The sequence below is a fragment of the Acidovorax facilis genome (genome assembly GCF_050626955.1).
GTDB lineage: Bacteria > Pseudomonadota > Gammaproteobacteria > Burkholderiales > Burkholderiaceae_C > Acidovorax > Acidovorax facilis.
Genome location: NZ_CP192460.1, coordinates 1,861,714 through 1,879,836 on the forward strand (window position 1 = coordinate 1,861,714; position 18,123 = coordinate 1,879,836).

18 protein-coding genes are annotated in these 18,123 nt (G+C 66.4%); 11 read left to right on the top strand and 7 right to left on the bottom strand.

Annotated elements, in window-relative coordinates:
* Positions 1-33: 33 nt before the first annotated feature.
* Complete coding sequence (locus ACQ4MJ_RS08355; protein ID WP_055395927.1) at positions 34-537, top strand: hypothetical protein; 504 nt, start codon at positions 34-36, stop codon at positions 535-537.
* A 60-nt stretch (positions 538-597) separates the two neighbouring features.
* On the opposite strand, the gene ACQ4MJ_RS08360 is transcribed toward ACQ4MJ_RS08355, so the two are convergent.
* Complete coding sequence (locus ACQ4MJ_RS08360) at positions 598-1,638, bottom strand: Bug family tripartite tricarboxylate transporter substrate binding protein (protein ID WP_431152994.1); 1,041 nt, start codon at positions 1,636-1,638, stop codon at positions 598-600.
* Positions 1,639-1,719: 81 nt separating this feature from the next.
* Positions 1,720-2,196 (bottom strand): DUF3237 domain-containing protein, encoded by a 477-nt coding sequence (locus ACQ4MJ_RS08365; RefSeq protein WP_431152993.1) that lies wholly within the window; start codon positions 2,194-2,196, stop codon positions 1,720-1,722.
* Positions 2,197-2,402: 206 nt separating this feature from the next.
* On the opposite strand from ACQ4MJ_RS08365, the gene ACQ4MJ_RS08370 reads away from it, so the two are divergent.
* The 7 genes from ACQ4MJ_RS08370 (at position 2,403) to ACQ4MJ_RS08400 (ending at position 10,175) form a co-directional block, all read left to right on the top strand.
* A complete protein-coding gene (locus ACQ4MJ_RS08370) occupies positions 2,403-3,296 on the top strand; it encodes a helix-turn-helix transcriptional regulator (RefSeq protein WP_431152992.1) in 894 nt (297 codons plus the stop codon).
* 342 nt (positions 3,297-3,638) lie between these two features.
* The gene (locus ACQ4MJ_RS08375) at positions 3,639-3,896 is read left to right on the top strand and encodes a PepSY domain-containing protein (RefSeq protein WP_431152991.1); all 258 of its coding nucleotides are present in this window, start codon (positions 3,639-3,641) and stop codon (positions 3,894-3,896) included.
* Positions 3,897-3,946: 50 nt separating this feature from the next.
* Positions 3,947-4,492 carry a cytochrome b/b6 domain-containing protein gene (locus ACQ4MJ_RS08380; protein WP_121506445.1) on the top strand — a complete coding sequence of 182 codons (546 nt, stop codon included), beginning with the start codon at positions 3,947-3,949 and terminating at the stop codon, positions 4,490-4,492.
* A 14-nt stretch (positions 4,493-4,506) separates the two neighbouring features.
* Positions 4,507-5,196: a response regulator gene (locus ACQ4MJ_RS08385; protein ID WP_431152990.1), complete on the top strand. Its 690-nt coding sequence runs from the start codon at positions 4,507-4,509 to the stop codon at positions 5,194-5,196.
* A gap of 4 nt (positions 5,197-5,200) precedes the next feature.
* On the top strand, positions 5,201-6,529 hold the full coding sequence (locus ACQ4MJ_RS08390) for a sensor histidine kinase (protein WP_431152989.1): 1,329 nt from the start codon (positions 5,201-5,203) through the stop codon (positions 6,527-6,529).
* A 55-nt stretch (positions 6,530-6,584) separates the two neighbouring features.
* A complete protein-coding gene (locus tag ACQ4MJ_RS08395) occupies positions 6,585-7,307 on the top strand; it encodes a hypothetical protein (protein WP_431152988.1) in 723 nt (240 codons plus the stop codon).
* A 42-nt stretch (positions 7,308-7,349) separates the two neighbouring features.
* Positions 7,350-10,175 (top strand): DEAD/DEAH box helicase, encoded by a 2,826-nt coding sequence (locus ACQ4MJ_RS08400; protein WP_431152987.1) that lies wholly within the window; start codon positions 7,350-7,352, stop codon positions 10,173-10,175.
* A gap of 87 nt (positions 10,176-10,262) precedes the next feature.
* Here ACQ4MJ_RS08400 and fur read toward each other — a convergent pair whose 3' ends face one another.
* The 4 genes from fur to ACQ4MJ_RS08420 all read right to left on the bottom strand — a co-directional run bounded on the left by fur (position 10,263) and on the right by ACQ4MJ_RS08420 (position 13,219).
* Positions 10,263-10,739 carry a ferric iron uptake transcriptional regulator gene (gene fur, locus ACQ4MJ_RS08405; RefSeq protein ID WP_431152986.1) on the bottom strand — a complete coding sequence of 159 codons (477 nt, stop codon included), beginning with the start codon at positions 10,737-10,739 and terminating at the stop codon, positions 10,263-10,265.
* A gap of 28 nt (positions 10,740-10,767) precedes the next feature.
* The gene (zigA, locus tag ACQ4MJ_RS08410; protein ID WP_431152985.1) at positions 10,768-11,994 is read right to left on the bottom strand and encodes a zinc metallochaperone GTPase ZigA; all 1,227 of its coding nucleotides are present in this window, start codon (positions 11,992-11,994) and stop codon (positions 10,768-10,770) included.
* A gap of 185 nt (positions 11,995-12,179) precedes the next feature.
* The gene (locus ACQ4MJ_RS08415) at positions 12,180-12,749 is read right to left on the bottom strand and encodes a DUF3592 domain-containing protein (protein ID WP_431152984.1); all 570 of its coding nucleotides are present in this window, start codon (positions 12,747-12,749) and stop codon (positions 12,180-12,182) included.
* Entirely contained in the window at positions 12,746-13,219 is a 474-nt protein-coding gene (locus ACQ4MJ_RS08420; protein ID WP_431152983.1) for a hypothetical protein, read from the bottom strand. Before ACQ4MJ_RS08420 ends, ACQ4MJ_RS08415 begins: the two co-directional genes overlap by 4 nt.
* A 365-nt stretch (positions 13,220-13,584) precedes the next feature.
* Between ACQ4MJ_RS08420 and ada the strand changes: the two genes are divergently transcribed.
* From ada to alkB, 3 genes are all read left to right on the top strand, one after another.
* Positions 13,585-14,718, top strand: coding sequence for a bifunctional DNA-binding transcriptional regulator/O6-methylguanine-DNA methyltransferase Ada (ada, locus tag ACQ4MJ_RS08425; protein ID WP_431153095.1), 1,134 nt, complete (start codon positions 13,585-13,587; stop codon positions 14,716-14,718).
* A complete protein-coding gene (locus ACQ4MJ_RS08430; protein WP_431152982.1) occupies positions 14,715-15,470 on the top strand; it encodes a 2OG-Fe(II) oxygenase in 756 nt (251 codons plus the stop codon). The genes ada and ACQ4MJ_RS08430 overlap by 4 nt, the downstream gene beginning before the upstream one ends.
* Positions 15,471-15,554: 84 nt before the next feature.
* A complete protein-coding gene (alkB, locus tag ACQ4MJ_RS08435; protein ID WP_431152981.1) occupies positions 15,555-16,208 on the top strand; it encodes a DNA oxidative demethylase AlkB in 654 nt (217 codons plus the stop codon).
* Positions 16,209-16,218: 10 nt separating this feature from the next.
* Here alkB and ACQ4MJ_RS08440 read toward each other — a convergent pair whose 3' ends face one another.
* Positions 16,219-18,015 carry a DUF3592 domain-containing protein gene (locus ACQ4MJ_RS08440; protein ID WP_431152980.1) on the bottom strand — a complete coding sequence of 599 codons (1,797 nt, stop codon included), beginning with the start codon at positions 18,013-18,015 and terminating at the stop codon, positions 16,219-16,221.
* Positions 18,016-18,123 lie beyond the last annotated feature (108 nt).

The window sequence follows — 18,123 nt, forward strand, 5'->3', positions numbered from 1 at the left end:
TTTCACCGACATTTCATTCAATACCACCCAACCATGCCCACTTCCCTGCAGATGGCAGCTGGCAATCCCGCCTTGGCTGCCGCCGTGCAACGCAGCCGCAAATTGCTCCATCGGCGTGCCCTGGTGGCTGCCGCCGCCAGTGCCGTGCCCGTGCCCGGGCTCGATTGGGCGGTGGACGCTGCACTGCTCTCACGCCTGCTACCGCAGATCAATGCCGAGTTCGGCCTGTCGGCGGCGCAGATTGACCAACTCGACCCGAACAAGCGCGAGCAGGTGCAAAAAGCGGTGAGCCTTGTGGGGTCGGTGCTGATCGGCAAGCTGATCACGCGCGAGCTGGTCATCCGCGCCACGCAGACCGTGGGTCTTCGCCTGACGACCAAACAGGCCGCCAAGTATGTTCCCCTCGCGGGGCAGGCTGTGGCTGCCACCATTGGCTATGCCACGCTGCGCTACCTGGGCGAGCAGCACTTGAAGGACTGTGTTCGCGTGGTGCAGGAGGCACAGCTGCAGCTGCCCGCACCCAAGGCATCTCGGTAATCCTGCTGAGGACCTGCGAGGGCTACGCCGCAGATGGCGTGGCCCTAGCGTCTGGGCACATCAATCGGCCTTGAAGCCCGTGGCGACCACCGCTTTGCCCCAGGTCACCGTGTCGGCGGCAATGGTGCGGGCAAAGTCCTGCTGGCTGGTGCCCGTCACGCGGAAACCGGCTTCTTCCATCTTCGCCTTGCCTTCAGGCGACTGCACGGCCCGCACAATGTCTGCATTGAGCTTGGCAATGATCTCGGGGGGCGTCTTGGCGGGTGCCACGATGCCAAACCACGATGAGAACTCCAGATTGGCGTAGCCCTGCTCCTTGATGGTGGGCACATCGGGCAGCGTGGGCGTGCGCGTGGCCCCGGTGGTGCCCAGCGCGGCGAGCTTTCCGGCCTTCACGTTGGGCGCGGCCAGCCCCACGCTGGCAAACACGCCCTGCACGTCGCCACTGAACAGGCCGCCCAGCGCATCCGACGTGTTCTTGTAGTGCACGGGCTCTGGCTTGAGCTTGACCGCGTCCCCAAACATGAAGGCGCCAAAATGCCCCGGAGTGCCCGCGCCGAAGGTGGCCAGGAACAGGCCCTTTTGCTGCTTGGTCCAGTCCACAAACTCCTTCACGTTGCGCGATGGCACCTTTTGGGGATTGACCAGCAGCACAAAGTCGGAGGTGACGACCTGGCTCACGGGCACAAAGTCCTTGGCCGGGTCGTAGGGCAGCTTGTTGTAGCTGCTGGGGGCAATGCTGAGCTGGCCCGTTTCGCCCAGCATCAGCGTGTAGCCGTCGGGTGCGGCGCGTGCTGCTTCGCCCGCTGCAATGAGGCCGCCAGCGCCGGGTTTGTTGTCCACGATCACGCCCAGGTTGCCCCAGCCTTCCGACAACTTTTGCGCCAGCAGGCGCGCCACGATATCGGGCCCCGTGCCCGCCGGAAAGCCCACGATGATGCGCACCGGCTTGTTCGGATACGCGCCGCCACTGGCTTGCGCCTGCGCGCCCGACCAGGGCAGCAGGCTGGCGGCCAGAGTGACCGCTGCGGCAAGCAGTGTGCGGCGTGTGCCGCTTTTTCGTGCATCGGCGGCGGGGGCGGAATGGAAAGAAGGCGTCATGGTTGTCTCCAGGAGTTCTGTCAGTGTGGTCAAGGGAAAAAAGAATGCAGCGCTGGGTGGTCAGAAGGAGGAACCGGGCTCCTAAAGCAGCTCGAAAAAACGCATGACCACAGCGTCGGGATAGCGGGCACCCGTGCCCACAAACATGCGCTCGCCCATCCAGGAGAGCGCGGGGGCAGCGGTCTCGAAGCTCGGGCTGCAGCGGAAGTAGATTTGCTCCGGGTCCACCGGCTCGCCGCGCACCAGGCGGGCAATCAGCTGCGGCGGCCCGGAGCGCACGGCCCGGTTCTGTACATAGATGAAGTCGCCTGCGTCGGTCTCCAGCACGTAGCGCGCATCCAGCTCTGACAGCCGGTCATTCACGATGAGCTGAAAATCCGCACCACCCGGCAGCACCCGGGCGCTCCAGCCATCGCCCGTAGCGGTACCGCCGGTGATGGGAATCAGGCGGCGCAGGCCATGCACGGTCTGACCCACCTGCTGGGGCGCCCCCACTTCCACACGCAGATCGGCAAAAAACTTCAGCCGAGGTTCGGCCAGGGTCGGTAGGTCAGGCATTAGAGGGCTTGGGCTGCAGAATGAGTCATGACTTACGCAAACAGAGTTCAGGCAAGCGGTTCACCCCAGAGCGAGGCGGCCGCTGCATCCCGGTTTGCGTCAGCCCTATTGGTTATGAACCTAGCGTAAATCCCGTGGCGCAAACCCCCTGTCATCCCAGAGGATGACAACGCAATGACACGGCGTAACCCCCACCCCTGCCCGCAATGAGGCAATGGACCCCTTCCCCACCGTCTGCCACTGGCAGGCAGGCCACCACGGGCCCGGCGGGCCATGCGCTGGCGGGCATGGTGCACCGGCTGGGCGAGCCCGGTTTTGCGTCGGGCTTGCTGCAGGACCTGGCCCCCGTGCTGCCGGCAGCCTCGTGGTCGGTGTACCGCACAGGGCATCGCTGCAAGCCCACGCTGTTCATGTCGGCCAGCCTGGGCGTGCCAGACACCACGCAGGACTGCTGGTGGGCCTACCTCTCAGGCCCCTACCGCCATGACCGCACCTGGGGCCGCTCCTTTGACGAAGCGGCGCCCGCAGAATCCCCTACCCGACTGTGCCACCTGACGGCCCGGGAGGTCGATGGAGAGCACCGCGCCCGGGTGTACGAGGCCCATGGTGTGGCCGAGCGCGTGTCGGTGGTCGAATACGAAAGCGATGGATCGGTATTTGCCGTCAACTTCTACCGCCACCAGCACCAAAAACCCTTCCGCGATGCCCACATCGGCGGCTTCGAGGCGGTGGCGCCCGTGCTGCTGGCGCTGGCACGCAAACACATTGCACTGTCGCACAGCGACACCCTTGCGCCCGCCGCCTGGCCACGGTCTGGAAGCGCCGGCTTGGCATTGCCGGAGGCCGAACACCCCGGCCGGCAGGGCACCCTGCCCGCCAGCTTGCCCGCGCTGCGTGAGCGCCTGCTGCGCGTGCACGCCGACTTCACGGACCGCGAGCTGGACGTGTGTGCCCGCCTGCTGCAGGGCATGACACACGAGGGCATCGCCAGCGACCTGGGGCTGGGCGTGCCCACCGTCAAAACCTACCGCAACCGCGCCTTTGCGCGCCTGGGCATCCACTTTCGCAACGAGCTGTTTGCGCGGGTGCTGAGCGGTTAGCACGAAGGCCACTCCCCACGTAGGGTGCGACGCGGGGAGCCAGTCCCTCGCGAACGGAGCAGCTCGGTTGCGCTACAGCCAGCGGTATCCAGGCCCAGATCCGTCCCCCAAGCCGATTGACTGCCGAAGGCTGTCCTTGCGTTGTCTGCTGCGGCCCCACTCACCGCAGCACCTTCCACCATCCCCCCTGTTAACAAAAGTTTTCCTGGAGGTGCAGCGCATCTGTGGCCTGTGTCCGGCGCGCCGCAGTGCGGCTTCATCCCCACTTAATCTTGGCCGCGTCCAATGCAGTTTGTGGGCAGTCAGTCCACATGTTCAAACCCACTGACACCAACATTCACCATGAAACTGCACATCACCACCCTTGTTCTCGCCCTTGGTTCTACCGCTGCATTTGCGGGCCCCACCTGCAATGTTCCAGAAGAAAAATGGATGAAAGAAGCCGACTTCAAGGCCGGGCTCGAAAAGCAGGGCTACCAGATCCGGACCTTCAAAGTCAGCAAAGGCAAGTGCTACGAAATCTACGGTCTGGACAAGGCGGGCAAGAAAGTGGAGATCTATTTCGACCCCGCCACCGGCGCTGAAATCGAGCGCAAGTAAGCCTCAGAAAAGCGTCCCGTCCTGCCCCTCGCCTGCACCCCGAGTCGCCCATGAAGCCCGTCCCTCTCCACCACCCCCCTGCCGCCACCAAGGTGTGGGACCCGTTTGTCCGTATTTTTCATTGGAGCCTGGTGAGCTGCGTGGTCCTGAATCAGTTTGTTCTGGAGCCCGGAAAAACAGCACACGAGTGGGTGGGCTACACCGCCAGCGCCCTGGTGCTGGCGAGGCTGGTCTGGGGCTTCGTAGGCAGCCGCCACGCGCGGTTCAGTGACTTTTTCCCCACCCCGCGCAGACTGGCAAAGCACCTGGGCGCACTTCGCAATGGCGAGCATCCGGTCTACGTGGGCCACAACCCCCTCGGGGCGCTGATGATGCTGGCCTTGATGGCCATCGTTCTGGCCCTGGGCGTAACGGGGTGGATGCAAACCACCGACACATTCTTCGGCGAAGAATGGCTGATGGAGTTGCACGAGGTGCTGGCCAACGGACTGCTGCTGGCGGCAGGGTTGCACGCTGCGGCGGCCATCGTGATGGGGCGGCTGGAGCGGGTGCGCCTCGTGCGGGCCATGGTCACCGGCACCAAGCAGCACTTTTGACGGACCAGGCTCGCATGCGACTGTTGCTGCTGGAAGACGATCACACTCTGGGCGAAGGCTTGCGGGATTTTCTGCAGCACGACGGCTATCTGGTGGACTGGTGCACCACCCTGGCGCAAGCCCGGGGCCTGGTGACAGAGCCCTACGACGCCTGGCTGCTGGACTGGAACCTGCCCGACGGCTCCGCCCTCGACTGGCTGCACAGCCTGCGCGCCAAGGGTGCCAAAACACCGGCCCTGGTGCTCACCGCGCGTGACATGCTCAGTGACCGCATCCATGGCCTGGACAGCGGTGCTGACGATTTTCTGGTCAAGCCCTTTGCCCCCGAAGAGTTGTGTGCCCGGCTGCGTGCCCTGTTCCGCCGCATGGCCGGCGGCGCGCCCTGCAAGGCATTTGGCTCGGTGGAGGTGCTGCTGGCCGACAAGGAAGTGCGGCTGCACGGCCAGCGGGTGGAGTTGACCGCCCGTGAATGGGCGGTGCTGGAGGCGCTGGTGTTGCGCGCGGGGCGCACGGTTTCCACGTCGGATCTGGAGGCACTGGTGCTGGGGCTGGACAGCGACCTGGCCAGCAACGCGCTGCAGGTGCACGTTTTCAATCTGCGCAGCAAGCTGGGCAAGGACGTGATCCAGACGGTACGGGGCATGGGGTATCGCATTCCTGCCCCCGTTGCCCCGCCGACGGCTCTAACGGCCTCTACGGGCTAACGACATGGGTATGCGCACGGGCGAGACAAAACCGCCGTCCATCCGGGGGCGGCTCGTCCAATCGCTGCTGTTTATCTCCATCGCGTTCGGCCTGTTGACCTCCGTGGTCGTCTGGTACGTAATCGCCCACGAAATGGGCGAACTCATGGACCAGGAACTGCGAGAGGCTGCTGAGATTTTTCACAGCGTCATGGCCATCCAGCCCGATCTGGCCACCAGCGGCCAAAGCGCCACCAAACACTTTTCGTATGAGGAACACCTGGTCTGGCAGGTGGTGGACGCTCCGTCGGGCCGCGTGAAAAGCCGCTCGCACAAGGCCCCCGAGCTGGCCTTGCAAACCGCCCCCACCGAGGCGATCGCCTGGACGCAAGACGGGCAATGGCGCGCCTTCACGTCGGTATTCAGCCAGCGCCCCGGGCAATTCCTGGTGGTGGCGCAAAGCCGCACGGAGCGCGACGAGGTGCACGGAGAAGTGGTCTGGTACACGCTGATGGCGGCGCTGTCGATGGGCCTGCTGTCGGCCCTGCTGATGAACTGGCGCATCCGCCAGGAGCTTCGCCCGCTGGGCGCCCTGGGCCAAAGCGTTCAGCACTATGACCCCCTTCGGCCCGACACCGCGCCCAAGGCCGCACCGAGGCAGGAGCTGCATCCCATCGAGCAGGCCATTGGCGACCTGGGGCACAGGCTGGCACAGCGGATCATCAGCGAACGCGCGTTCACCTCGCACGCGGCCCATGCCCTGCGCACGCCGGTGGCGGGTATCGACGTGCAACTGGCCCTGGCGATCAAAGAGGCGCCCGAGTCGATAAGGCCGCGCCTGGTGCGCGCGCGAGACGCTGCGGGCAGGCTCGGTCGGGTCATGCAAGCGCTGCTGATGATGTTTCGCAGCGGCATGGAGCCACAGCGCCAAAACGTTGACCTGCGCCAGCTCATCGATGCGCTGGCGTTTCACGACATGGCCATCTCCATCCAACAAACCACCCCAGTGGACGCCGACCCCGATCTGCTGGCCGCCGCCCTGCTGAACCTGCTGGACAACTCGCACCGTTTCAACGCCCACCAGGTCACCATCACGGCGCTGCAGGAGGGCGCCGACACCGTGTTGCGCGTGCAGGACGATGGCGACGGCTGCCAGCCCCACACCAAAGCCCGTTTGCAGCAATCGCTGCAGCAGCAGGCCTATGGCGAAGGCAGCGCCATGCGTGGCCTGGGGCTGGTGCTGGCCGACCTGGTGGCGCGCGCGCACGGGGGCCACACGGTGCTGCCAGACTGTGCTTCGGGCTTTGGCATTGAGCTGCGATGGCCTGCCGCCCTGCCCCGTTCTACGGACTGACGATGCGTCTGACCCGCCCCGCAATAATTCGAATCCCACTACAAAGAGAGACCCCATGAGACGCCCCCCCAAAGCCACAAAACCCTCGCAAATCGCGCCCCTTTGCATCGCACTGTCCAGCCTGGCAAGCGCCTTGCACGCCCACGCCGAAGCGCCCATGCACACCGACGATGCGGGCACGCTGACCCAAGGCGCCATGAAGCTCGAAGGTGTCTTCGGCCGCGATGACAAGACCCGAGGTGCCGAGCTGCTTTTTGGCGCTGGCATCGCGCCGCAGCTGGAAATGGAGGTCTCGCTGGCACGCGCCAAAGACACGGCCATGGGCGCATCCACCACCTTCCATGGGCATGGCTGGGGTGTGAAGTGGGTGCCCATCCAGAACGAAGCGGGCTGGTCGGTGGGTGCGAGGTTCGACATGGGCCACACCCGCGTTCGCGACCACGCCACCCCGCAGCGCTTCACCGAGCGCGAAACCGCCCTCACAGCGCTGGCCAGCTACCGGTTGGCCAATGCGCAGGTGCTGCACCTCAATGCCGGCCACAAAACCGTCAGGGCACAAGGCGCCCGCCACCGTGCGGCCACCTGGGCCGTGGGCTATGAGATTCCGCTTACTGAACAACTGCAGCTCACGTCTGAGGTGTACGGCGAACAAAGGTCGCGCCCGGACAAGGCCGTGGGCCTGCGCTACGCCATCACCGACGGGCTCAAAGCATCCGCCGCCGTGGGCCGTGGCAACGGCCGCACGTTCAGCCAAGTGGGCATGGCCTGGGAGTTCTAGGCGCGGTCCGGGACGCCGCCGCCACGGCACAATCGGCGGCCTATGCCTGCATCCGGTGCCCGCCCCACAGAACCCATCCCGCCCCGCTCTGACCGGGCGGCGTTGGTGCAGGCCTGGGTGCAGGCCCTGCGCACCCAGGCCGGGCCAGCCCATCTGCAGGCGCTAGCGCCCCTGAGTGATGCGGAAGCCGCACGCGTAATGGCTCTGCTGCGCAACGACGCGGCCCACAAGTCTGTTCAACCCGAACGCCCTGCCTCCGAAAGCGCCCATAACCCTTGCATAACCAGCGGCCACTTCCGCCCGCGCATCACCCTCATGACCCTGGGCCGGGGCGACGGCCTGCTGGGCATGGCGCCCCAGGGCAAGCTGGGGCCGCGCGGCGACAGCGTGACGCTGGTGCAGATTGACTGGACCTACCGCACTGATGATGGCGCCCACTGGCAGACGCCTGCCCCCACCTCCATCCTCAACGCGCGCCCGGGCCCCGTGCAAGACCTGTTCGACACCGGCGGCCCGGTTGTGCGCATGCAGCGCAACCTGGGCGCCGAGGCCGACGCCATGGACCGCGTGTGGGATCTGGGCCTGATCCCCGTCGATGCGAACAAGCTGCAATGGCGCCACCGCGCCGCAGCCGCCACGCTGGGCCCCGTGTGGACGCTGGCGCAGGAGGCGCACTTTGGTGACTTCTGGGCCGAGCAGATTCCCCAACTGCGCGCCGAGGGCTGGAGCGTGGTGGTGCAGCCCGGCTTTGCGCACGAAAGCGTGCCCGTGTTTCGCTGGAAGCTGCTGATCGCCCCCGACACGGGCGAACTGCTAGGCAAGGAAGTGGACGGCCCGCTGGCCGCACGCGAACGCCCCGTGCAAAAGCTGCAACTGCCCGAGCGCGAAGGCGCCTGGCTGCTCAGCCTCGGTATCGAGATCGACGGCGAAACGCTGGACCTGGCGCCCATGCTGGCCGACCTGTTGCGCCGCGACGCCCGTTGGCTCAACGCGCAGCAGATGGCCGCCATCGACGACATCGCCATCATTTCGCTTCGCGCACCCGGCGGCAAACGCATCGACGCGCCCGCCGGGCCGCTCAAGGCCATCGTGGGCGCCATGGTCGACCTGCTGACCGACCCCACGCGTAACCAGCGCAAGGATGGCGATCCGCTGCACCTGGGCGCGTGGGAGGCCCGCCGCATCGAAGCCCTGCGCGCCGGGCTGGTGCTGGCCCACCGCGTGGGTACGGTCAATGGCTGGAACAACGACTGGCAGCTGCAGGGCGACGTGGGCCTGGCCCAGCTCGCCAAGCGCCTGCGCACCATCGGCACCCCGCAGCCGGTGGCTGCGCCTCAGGGACTTCAGGTGCAACTGCGCCCCTATCAACTGGAGGGCCTGGCCTGGCTGCAGTACCTGCGCGCGCAGGGCCTGGGCGGCATATTGGCCGACGACATGGGCCTGGGTAAAACCGCGCAGGCGCTGGCCCATGTGCTGGCCGAAAAGGAGGCCGGGCGCCTGACCCGCCCCGCCCTGGTGGTGCTGCCCACCTCACTGCTCTTCAACTGGCAAGCCGAGGCCGCCCGCATGGCCCCCAGCCTGCGCGTGCTGGCGCTGCACGGTGCGAGCCGCGGCCAGCGCTACCTGCAGATGGCCGACCACGACCTGGTGCTGACCACCTACCCACTGCTCTGGCGCGATGTGGACGCGCTGGCCGCACAGCCATTCCACCTGCTGATCCTGGACGAAGCCCAGATGGTGAAGAACGCGGGCAGCCGCAGCGCCCGCGCCCTGCGCAAGCTGCAGGCGCCCCACCTGCTGTGCCTGACGGGCACGCCGCTGGAAAACCACCTGGGCGAGCTGTGGGCACAGTTTGACTTCCTGATGCCCGGCTTTCTGGGCGATGTGCGCAGCTTCAACGCCCGCTGGCGCAAGCCTATCGAGGAGAACGGCGAAACCCTGCGCGCCCAGCTGCTGGCCCAGCGCGTGCGCCCCTTCATCCTGCGGCGCCGCAAGCAGGACGTGGCGACAGAACTGCCGCCGCGCACCGAAGTCATCCAGCGCGTGCAGCTACAAGGCAAACAGCGCGAGCTGTACGAGGCCGTGCGCACCACGGCCGACAAACAGGTGCGCCGCGCGCTGGAGCGCCAGAGCTTTGACGGCGCGCAGATCACCATCCTCGATGCGCTACTCAAGCTGCGCCAGGTCTGCTGCGACCCACGCTTGGTAAAAGGCACCACGAAAACCGCCCACACGATGGAACGCGCCAAGCTCGAGTTGCTGGCCGACATGCTGCCCGCCCTGGTCGATGAAGGCCGCCGCGTGTTGGTGTTCTCGCAGTTCACCGAGATGCTGGGCTTGGCGGCCGAGCTGCTCGACACCCTGGCCCTGCCCTACCTCACCCTCACCGGCCAGACGCCACCCCGCCAGCGTGGCGCGGTGGTGCGGCAGTTCCAGGCGCAGGACGACACCAGCGCCCCCATCCTGCTCGTCAGCCTCAAGGCCGGTGGTCTGGGCCTGAACCTCACCGCCGCCGACACCGTGATCCACCTCGACCCCTGGTGGAACCCCGCCGTGGAAGAACAAGCCACCGCCCGCGCCCACCGCATCGGGCAGGACCAGCCGGTGTTTGTCTACAAGCTGGTGGTGGAAGGCAGCATCGAAGAACGCATGCTGGAGCTGCAGGCCCGCAAGGCCGCCCTGGCCCAGGGGGTGCTGGGCCACGACTCCGAGGGTGCGGTCAAATTCAGCGAGGCCGATCTGCACGCGCTGCTCGCGCCACTGAGCGAGCCAGCCAACAACCCGCTGGGCATTCCGGGGGAGGATGCGCTGCGCTGGGGCGGCACGGGCAAACGGCGGCCCCGGCCGTTGCAGCAACCAGAAGTTTGAGTGTTTTTGGCTTCTAGCGCTTGTCCATAAAGCGCTAGCAGCTATTACTAATATAGCAATTCAGGCAATTCAGGCAATTCACGCAGTTCACACCTTTGCGCGCTGCGGGCGCGAAGGGCAGTCGGCACGCGTGCAGGTGCCGTAGAGCGACAACGCATGCTCCTGCAGCCGAAAGCCCTTGGCGTGCGCGATCTCGGCCTGGCGGGATTCGATGGATGCGTCGTGAAATTCCTCGACCTTGCCGCAGTCCAGGCACACCAGGTGGTCGTGGTGCAATCCGTCATCCAGCTCATACACAGCGCGGTCCGCCTGAAAGCTGCTGCGCCGCAAAAGGCCCGCCTGCTCCAGCTGGGCCAGCACGCGGTACACCGTGGCCTGGCCCACATCCGTGCGGTCATGCAGCATACGCCGGTACACATCTTCGGCCGTGAAGTGGCGCAGCCCATCGGGCGCCGCCTGCGCGGCCAGAAAGATCTCCAGGATCCTCATGCGCGGCAGCGTGGCCTTAAGCCCTGCCTGCTTGAGCGGGTCCGCGCGGACGCCGGGGTTCGGGTGCAAGCTCATGAAACGGCCCTATTCCAGAGACTAGCCATCACGACCAGGCGGGAAACGGATCGTCATACCGCGTCCACGCATGCGGGCCCTGGGCCATTTCCGCATCGGTCAGCAGGCAGGCGTCCAGGCGCTGGCGCAGTTTGGATTCGTCCATGCCGATACCGATCAGCACCAGCTCCTGCCGGGCGTCGCCCACGCCATCGGCCCAGTTTTTCTGGATGGCCGCCAAGGATTCAGCGTCGCGCGGCCAGCGATCGCGGGGCACTGCGCCCCACCAGAAGCCTGCTGCGCTATGGCGCGCCACGGCGCCGGCCTGCGACCACGACCCCGCATACGCCGGGCGGCTGGCCAGCCAGAAGAAGCCTTTGGACCGCACCACGCCGGGCCACTCGCTTTCTACCCAATCAAAAAAGCGGCGTGGATGGAACGGCACGCGGGCGCGGTAGACAAAGCTGCTGATGCCGTAGGCCTCGGTCTCGGGCGTGTGTTCGCCACGCAACTCGGCAAGCCAGCCGGGTGCCTTGGACGCCTCGTCAAAGTCGAACAGCTTGGTGTCCAGCACCGAGGCCAGTGCCACCTTGCCGAACTGCGACACCTCAATGCGTGCACGCGGGTTCAGGCTGCGCAAGATCGCCATGAGCTGCTCGCGCTGCGCTGCGTCGATCAAATCCACCTTGTTGAGCACGATCACGTCGCAGAACTCGATCTGCTCGATCAGCAAGTCCACCACCGTGCGCTGGTCCTCCTCGCCCAGCGATTCGCCACGGGCCTGCAGGCTGTCGCGCGAGCTGTAGTCCTTGAGAAAGTTGTAGGCATCGACCACGGTGACCATGGTGTCCAGCCGCGCAATACTCGACAGGCTCTTGCCGTCCTCGCCCGTGAAGGTGAAGGTTTCGGCCACGGGCAAGGGCTCAGAGATGCCGGTGGATTCGATCACCAGCTGGTCGAACCTGCCCTCTTTGGCCAGGCGTTCCACCTCCAGCAGCAGGTCTTCGCGCAGCGTGCAGCAGATGCACCCGTTGCTCATCTCCACCAGCTTCTCATCGGTGCGCGACAGCTCAGCGCCGCCCTGGCGCACCAGAGCCGCATCGATGTTGACCTCGGACATGTCGTTCACGATGACCGCCACGCGGCGGCCCTCGCGGTTGTTCAGGATGTGGTTGAGCAGCGTGGTCTTGCCGGCACCCAGAAAACCCGAGAGCACGGTGACGGGAAGGCGGGTATGCGGGCGGCGTGGAGTGCGGTGGGTGGTGGCAGAGGTCATGGGGGTTGGCGTGCGTGTTGTGTTGCAGCTTGCTCCGGTCGCCGTCTGGCCCAGCACGAACAAATGCAACCACCTTGCGTTAATGGAGCATAACGCAACTTAATTGCATTTTCAGAAACCTGCGGTAATGCAGGCCTTGGCGCGTACCTTGGCGCCTGTGGCGCGCCTACCTCTCGGGACGGAGGCTAAGAGCCCGGCAAGACAGGCGTGCCACCGTTCCAGACGGCGCGGGCTATCTTTGCCAGCACCGCCAGCCCAAACCATGCCGACACCGAGGACAACACCAGTGCCAGGGTGATGAGGCCCGGCCGCAGGCGGCGATCCACAATCGACTCGGCAGGGTTGCGGGGATTGACCCACACCGGCACGGCTTTGCCAGTGCGCTGCAAGCCCTGCAGACGGCGGCCCAGTTCTTCTTGAAAGCTGCCAATGTTGTCGGCCCGCTCGTGAATGGCGGCGCGCTGCCCGGTGTAGGTCACGCCCTCCACCACATACCGGTAGCGCACCGACACGCTGTGCGTAGTGCCGCCCTTGCTCGGATGGTGGCTTTGCAGCGTGGCCGATTCGACCACCGCAGGCACCTGGTTCCAGGTTTGCATGCGCGCCCAGTCCACCAAGGGCGAAGCCACCATGAACCAGAAGATTCCGATGCCCGCTGCGGCAAAGGGCACAGCAAACAAGGCCAGAACCCAAATGCCTCCCGGCAGCTTTTCACGCCGCTGCGCCGCGCGGCGTGGAGACGCGGGGGACGTCACGGCAAGCGCTCGTAGGTGGCTTTGGAGGGTACGTCCTTATTCGAGAAATACGGGTCCGGGTCCAGGCTCAGCAACGTGCCTTGTTGCGTGATGGCGTAGGCGCTGCCGGTGTCGCGGCGTGGGCTGTTCGACACATACAGCCGCGCCTTGTCGGCACGCCAGGTGCCGCGCATCAGCGCGTCGCGCAGGGCTTTCTGCACGGCGCCCTCCGAGGCGGCTGTCCCACCGGATGCGCCCAGGTCGAGGTGGATGACCTGCGCGTCGGCCTGAATCACCAGCACCTGGCCCGCCAGGAACTTGGGCGGCGGCGCGCCGTTGATGCTGGCGACCTTCCAGCGGCCCACCAGAGGGTGTGCAGCCTGTGGGTCAGCGGCCCCTGCAGTAGTCCCCACGCCCCCGGCGGCGACAAACAAGGTAAGCAACAGGGCCTTGTGGAACCCCGCCCTGCGTGCGTGGCGGATGTGCGGCATAAATGGGTCTCCTCCCGAATGGTGGGCTTTGTTCTGGTTGGCCTGGGCGCTGGCGGCAAGCCGGGTGCAGTCTAAAAGATGGGGGCGCGATCAATCCCACACAACAGCCAGTAGATTTGTGCCTTTTAGGCCTCTAGCGCTTGATGAGAAAGCGCTAGCAGCTATTGAATCGAGAGCAATTCAGCACTAAAAGCACCTCGGTGGCGTGTCGCAGAATTCAAAAGCAAGCTTCGGAGTGCACACTGCGCACCCCATCCCTAGAGTGCATGGCATCGCAACCCCCTTGTGAGCCATCCACCATGAACCCGAACGCCACCCAGCGCAGCGCCAACATCCCGGACCGACCATTTACCTACGCCGTCTCCATGCCCCACCGCGCCACCCCCTCCACCAAGGCCGCACAGGCCGCCGCCACCCAGGCCGACCCGCGCTGGGCGGCGGTGGCGGCGCGCAGCGCGGCGGCGGACGGCAGCTTTTGGTATTCGGTGCAGACCACGGGCGTGTATTGCCGCCCCAGCTGCGCGGCGCGTGCACCCCGGCCGGAGAATGTGCGGTTTCACGACAGCTGCGCTGATGCAGAAGCCGCAGGCTTTCGCCCCTGCCAGCGCTGCAAGCCCCGGCAGCCCACGGCGTTGTCGCACCACGCCGCGCTGGTCACAGAGGCCTGCCGCATCATCGAAGGCGCTGCCGCCGGTGAGGCGCCCACGCTGGATGCGTTGGCCGCCCAGATGGGCCTGAGCCCGTCGCACCTGCACCGCATCTTCAAGCAGTCCACGGGCCTCACGCCCAAGGCGTATGCCGCCGCCCAGCGTGCGCAGCGCCTGCGCAGTGCGCTCGACAACGCACCCACGGCCTCGGTGACGGACGCGATCTACAGCGCTGGCTACCAGTCCAGCAGCCGCTTTTACGAACAATCGGCCCAGGTCCTGGGCATGACGCCCAGCCGCTACCGCGCGGGGGGCGCTGCGCAAGACATTCGCTTTGCCATCGGCCAGTGTTCGCTGGGCGCCATTCTGGTCGCCCAGAGCGACCGGGGCATCTGCGCCATCTTGCTGGGCGACGACGCCGACGCCCTGGTGCGCGACCTGCAGGACCGTTTTGCGCAGGCCCACCTGATCGGCGGGGATACCGCGTTTGAAGCGCTGGTGGCGCAGGTGGTGGCCTTTGTCGAGGCCCCGGGCCTGGGGCTGAACCTGCCGCTGGACGTGCGTGGCACGGCGTTTCAGCAACGCGTGTGGCAGGCCCTGCAGGCCATACCCGCCGGGCAGACTGCAAGCTACGCCGAGGTGGCTCAGCGCATAGGCGCCCCCACCGCCGTGCGCGCCGTGGCGCAGGCCTGCGCGGCCAATGCGCTGGCGGTGGCCATACCCTGCCACCGGGTGGTGAAAAGTGATGGCGCGTTGTCGGGCTACCGGTGGGGCGTGGAACGCAAACGTGCGCTGCTGACGCGTGAAGCAGCGCCAGAGCCCGCACAACCGCTGGCGGAGAAGGTGGCATGAGCGCTGGCCCGCAGTCTCACCAACCCGGTCTGAAGAACGATGACTGGGCGCAGCGAGCGGCTGCCATCGACTGGCCAACAACCACGGAGGCCCTGCACCAGCAAGGCAATGCGGTACTGCCGCAACTGCTCAGTGCCACCGAATGCGCCGCGCTGGCCCGCCTGTACGGCAACGCGGATGAGAGCACCTTCCGCAGCCGCGTGGTGATGCAGCGCCACGGCTTTGGCCAAGGCGAATACCGGTACTTCAGCTACCCGCTGCCCGGTGTGGTGGCCGGGCTGCGCGAGGCACTGTACCCGCACCTGGCGCCCATCGCCAACCAGTGGAACACCGCCATGGGCATCGATGTGCGCTACCCCACGCGGCATGCCGACTTCATTGCCCGCTGCCATGCCGCTGGCCAGGTGCGCCCCACCCCGCTGCTGCTGCAATACGGCCCTGGTGACTACAACTGTCTGCACCAGGACCTGTATGGCGAGCATGTGTTTCCGCTGCAGGTCGCGGTGCTGCTGTCAGAGCCCGGGCGCGACTTCACGGGCGGCGAATTCGTGCTGACCGAGCAGCGCCCGCGCATGCAGTCGCGGGCCGAGGTGGTGCCGCTGCAGCGCGGCGACGCCGTGGTGTTTGCCGTGCACCACCGCCCCGTGCAGGGCACGCGCGGGCCGTACCGCGTGCAGATGCGACATGGCGTTAGCCGCTTGCGCAGCGGGCAGCGGCACACGCTGGGTGTGATCTTTCACGATGCTGGATGATGTTCCCCCTGTGCCGCTTCGCGCCTTGTCCTCCGGGGACGACGGCAGCTGCGGTCCACACTGTCGCCATGGATTGCCACCGTTATGAGCCTGAGCCTTTTCGACGACCCACCCCAGCCTGCCCAGCCGCCCGAGGTGCTAGAGCCCGGCGCCATGGTGCTGCGCGGCTTTGCGCTGGAGAAGGCGGCAGACCTGCTGCAAGCGGTGCAGCAGGTGACGACACAAGCCCCCTTCCGGCACCTCATCACCCCCGGGGGCCTGCGCATGTCCGTGGCCATGACCAACTGCGGAAGACTCGGCTGGGTGAGCGACCGCAGCGGCTACCGCTACGCCCCCCTCGACCCCGACAGCGGCCAGCCCTGGCCCGCCATGCCGCCGCTATTGCGCCAGCTGGCACTTGACGCGGCGCAAGCAGCGGGCTTCCCCGGCTTTGCGCCTGACGCCTGCCTCATCAACCGATATGCCCCTGGCACCCGGCTGTCGCTGCACCAGGACCGGGACGAGGGCAACTACGCGCACCCCATCGTGTCCGTGTCGCTCGGCATCCCGGCCGTGTTTCTGTGGGGCGGCGCACAGCGCTCCGACAGGGCGCGGCGCATTGCGCTGATGCATGGAGATGTCGTGGTGTGGGGCGGCCCTGCGCGGCTGCGGTTTCATGGGGTGTTGCCGCTACCTGAGGCTCATCACCCGATGACGGGCAGCTACCGCATCAACCTCACGTTTCGCAAGGCGCACTGAACCCACCCCTTTACCGGGCATAGCCCGTGGCTTTGGCCAAGGTGCTCAGCATCTGCTCCGCCACAGGGCGGCCCTGGAGGCTGTCTGCAATGCTCACGCTCTTGCCGTTGCGCAGATTCACCTGCACCCGAAAGAACGTGGTGCGCTGGTGACCACTTTGCAGCGTGTAACTCTCCTGGATGGAGAGGCGGGCAATGTCGTGCGCAGGCACCTGCCGCCAGGCCAGCATCAGGCCCAACAGGCGGCGTTCGGTGCGCAGGCCCTGGCGGTCCAGCTGCACGGTCAGGCTGTTGGACACTGCATAGAAGCCCCACACCAGCATGGCGCCGCCCACGCCACCAAACGCCAGCGGAAACAACACAGGCGCGCCGATGTAGCCCGCCATCACGCCCAGGCCCAGGAAGCCCCCGCCCATCACCAGCCACAGCAGGTTCTGCCGCCACAGGCGGCCGTAGGGCTGGTACAGCCGCACGCCACCTTCCACGGGCTCGATGTCGCTCACCGCGTCCAGCTCGGCCTCGCGCAGGGCTTGCATCTGCGGGTGCTTGGCGGCGTCGTGTGCGAGCCAGGTGGATTCGGCACCCGTGGCATACACGGGCACCTCAAACCGGCGTGAGAACTTCAGCGCCGGATCGGTGCTTTCCAGCAGCACCGTCCAGTGGTGCTCGTTGGTGCCCACGGCTTGTTCAGACTCGGGCAGGCCCTTGGGCACGCTCAGGCGGAACGCCACGCGGCTGCCCCGTCCCTGCGGTTGCACTTGTGCGGCACCCTCGCACTCCCACACGATCTGCTCACGCGATTCGCTGCTGTTGTCGCCGCCTCCCGTGCGCGTCTGGTAGTGGTAGGCACAGCGCAGCGTCACGGCAAACCGCAGATCAGGTCGGTACGGCACACCGGGCAGGTCCACGGTGGCGCCCACATGCCCGCCGATGGCGCCAGGGAACGGGTCCATCACCAGCCGTACCTCGCCATGGCGCCGCGCATCCAGCGTGGCGCGCACGGCCCACACCAGCAGGCCCAGCCCCACGGCAACCATCAGCACCAGCACGCACAGCACGATGTGGTTCTCGTTGCGCCAGGCGCGGGGAATGGCAGACAACGCCGCCGGGTAGGCAATGGCACCCCACACCACGGTAAAGCCCCATGCCAGCCACACTTCCCACCGCTTGCTGGAACGGATGCGGTTATCGGCCCAGGCCTTGTTGGCCAGCCAAGGCTCGTCGCCCAGGGTCTGCAGGCGCTCCGCCTTGTGTGCATCGCTGCGCCGAAGGCTCCACCCCCAGATCACCATGCCCACCCCGGCACCACCAAACAGCACCACAAAAATCATCTGAAAACCCAGCAAACCCAGGCGCAGGCTGCGGTCGGCCACCGAATCCTGCGGGCGCGACGGGTTCACCCACACCGGCACAGGCATTCCGCTGCGCTGCGCACTCTCCAAGCGCCAGGCCAGGTTCTCATGGAAGCTGCCAATGTTGTCGGCCAAGGTGTTGATGGCAGGCCGGTGGCCGTCATACGCCACGCCCGCCACTTCATAACGGTAGTGGACCGACACGCTGTAGGTGCTGCCTGATTTGCTGCCCCGGTGCGTGTTCAGCTGGGCCGAAACCACCCGTGCGGGCACTTCATGCCAGAACTGCATGCGCGACCAGTCGTACAGAGTGGGCAGCACACCCAGCAGCAGCATGCCAATGCCCACGGCGGAAAACGGCAGCGCAAACAGCATGAGAAACCAGGAGCTGCTTTTGTTACTTGCCGCTGCCTGATGGTTGGCGCCTTTGGTGCGCCGCCGTGCCTGGTTGGCCATACACCCTCCCTCTGCGTGCCCCCCTGCCGAGGGCTTTTGTTCTTCCGGAACCCGGGCGGCGCTGATTCTGCGGCTTGCTGCGGCGGCGGGCCAGTACGTTTTGCAACT

What these genes read in the sequence shown, in the direction of transcription:
- ACQ4MJ_RS08355 (WP_055395927.1), top strand. Translation starts at nt 34, where the DNA reads ATGCCCACTTCCCTGCAGATGGCAGCTGGCAATCCCGCCTTGGCTGCC.
- ACQ4MJ_RS08360 (WP_431152994.1), bottom strand. Translation starts at nt 1,638, where the DNA reads ATGACGCCTTCTTTCCATTCCGCCCCCGCCGCCGATGCACGAAAAAGC.
- ACQ4MJ_RS08365 (WP_431152993.1), bottom strand. Translation starts at nt 2,196, where the DNA reads ATGCCTGACCTACCGACCCTGGCCGAACCTCGGCTGAAGTTTTTTGCC.
- ACQ4MJ_RS08370 (WP_431152992.1), top strand. Translation starts at nt 2,403, where the DNA reads ATGAGGCAATGGACCCCTTCCCCACCGTCTGCCACTGGCAGGCAGGCC.
- ACQ4MJ_RS08375 (WP_431152991.1), top strand. Translation starts at nt 3,639, where the DNA reads ATGAAACTGCACATCACCACCCTTGTTCTCGCCCTTGGTTCTACCGCT.
- ACQ4MJ_RS08380 (WP_121506445.1), top strand. Translation starts at nt 3,947, where the DNA reads ATGAAGCCCGTCCCTCTCCACCACCCCCCTGCCGCCACCAAGGTGTGG.
- ACQ4MJ_RS08385 (WP_431152990.1), top strand. Translation starts at nt 4,507, where the DNA reads ATGCGACTGTTGCTGCTGGAAGACGATCACACTCTGGGCGAAGGCTTG.
- ACQ4MJ_RS08390 (WP_431152989.1), top strand. Translation starts at nt 5,201, where the DNA reads ATGGGTATGCGCACGGGCGAGACAAAACCGCCGTCCATCCGGGGGCGG.
- ACQ4MJ_RS08395 (WP_431152988.1), top strand. Translation starts at nt 6,585, where the DNA reads ATGAGACGCCCCCCCAAAGCCACAAAACCCTCGCAAATCGCGCCCCTT.
- ACQ4MJ_RS08400 (WP_431152987.1), top strand. Translation starts at nt 7,350, where the DNA reads ATGCCTGCATCCGGTGCCCGCCCCACAGAACCCATCCCGCCCCGCTCT.
- fur (WP_431152986.1), bottom strand. Translation starts at nt 10,739, where the DNA reads ATGAGCTTGCACCCGAACCCCGGCGTCCGCGCGGACCCGCTCAAGCAG.
- zigA (WP_431152985.1), bottom strand. Translation starts at nt 11,994, where the DNA reads ATGACCTCTGCCACCACCCACCGCACTCCACGCCGCCCGCATACCCGC.
- ACQ4MJ_RS08420 (WP_431152983.1), bottom strand. Translation starts at nt 13,219, where the DNA reads ATGCCGCACATCCGCCACGCACGCAGGGCGGGGTTCCACAAGGCCCTG.
- ada (WP_431153095.1), top strand. Translation starts at nt 13,585, where the DNA reads ATGCCCCACCGCGCCACCCCCTCCACCAAGGCCGCACAGGCCGCCGCC.
- ACQ4MJ_RS08430 (WP_431152982.1), top strand. Translation starts at nt 14,715, where the DNA reads ATGAGCGCTGGCCCGCAGTCTCACCAACCCGGTCTGAAGAACGATGAC.
- alkB (WP_431152981.1), top strand. Translation starts at nt 15,555, where the DNA reads ATGAGCCTGAGCCTTTTCGACGACCCACCCCAGCCTGCCCAGCCGCCC.
- ACQ4MJ_RS08440 (WP_431152980.1), bottom strand. Translation starts at nt 18,015, where the DNA reads ATGGCCAACCAGGCACGGCGGCGCACCAAAGGCGCCAACCATCAGGCA.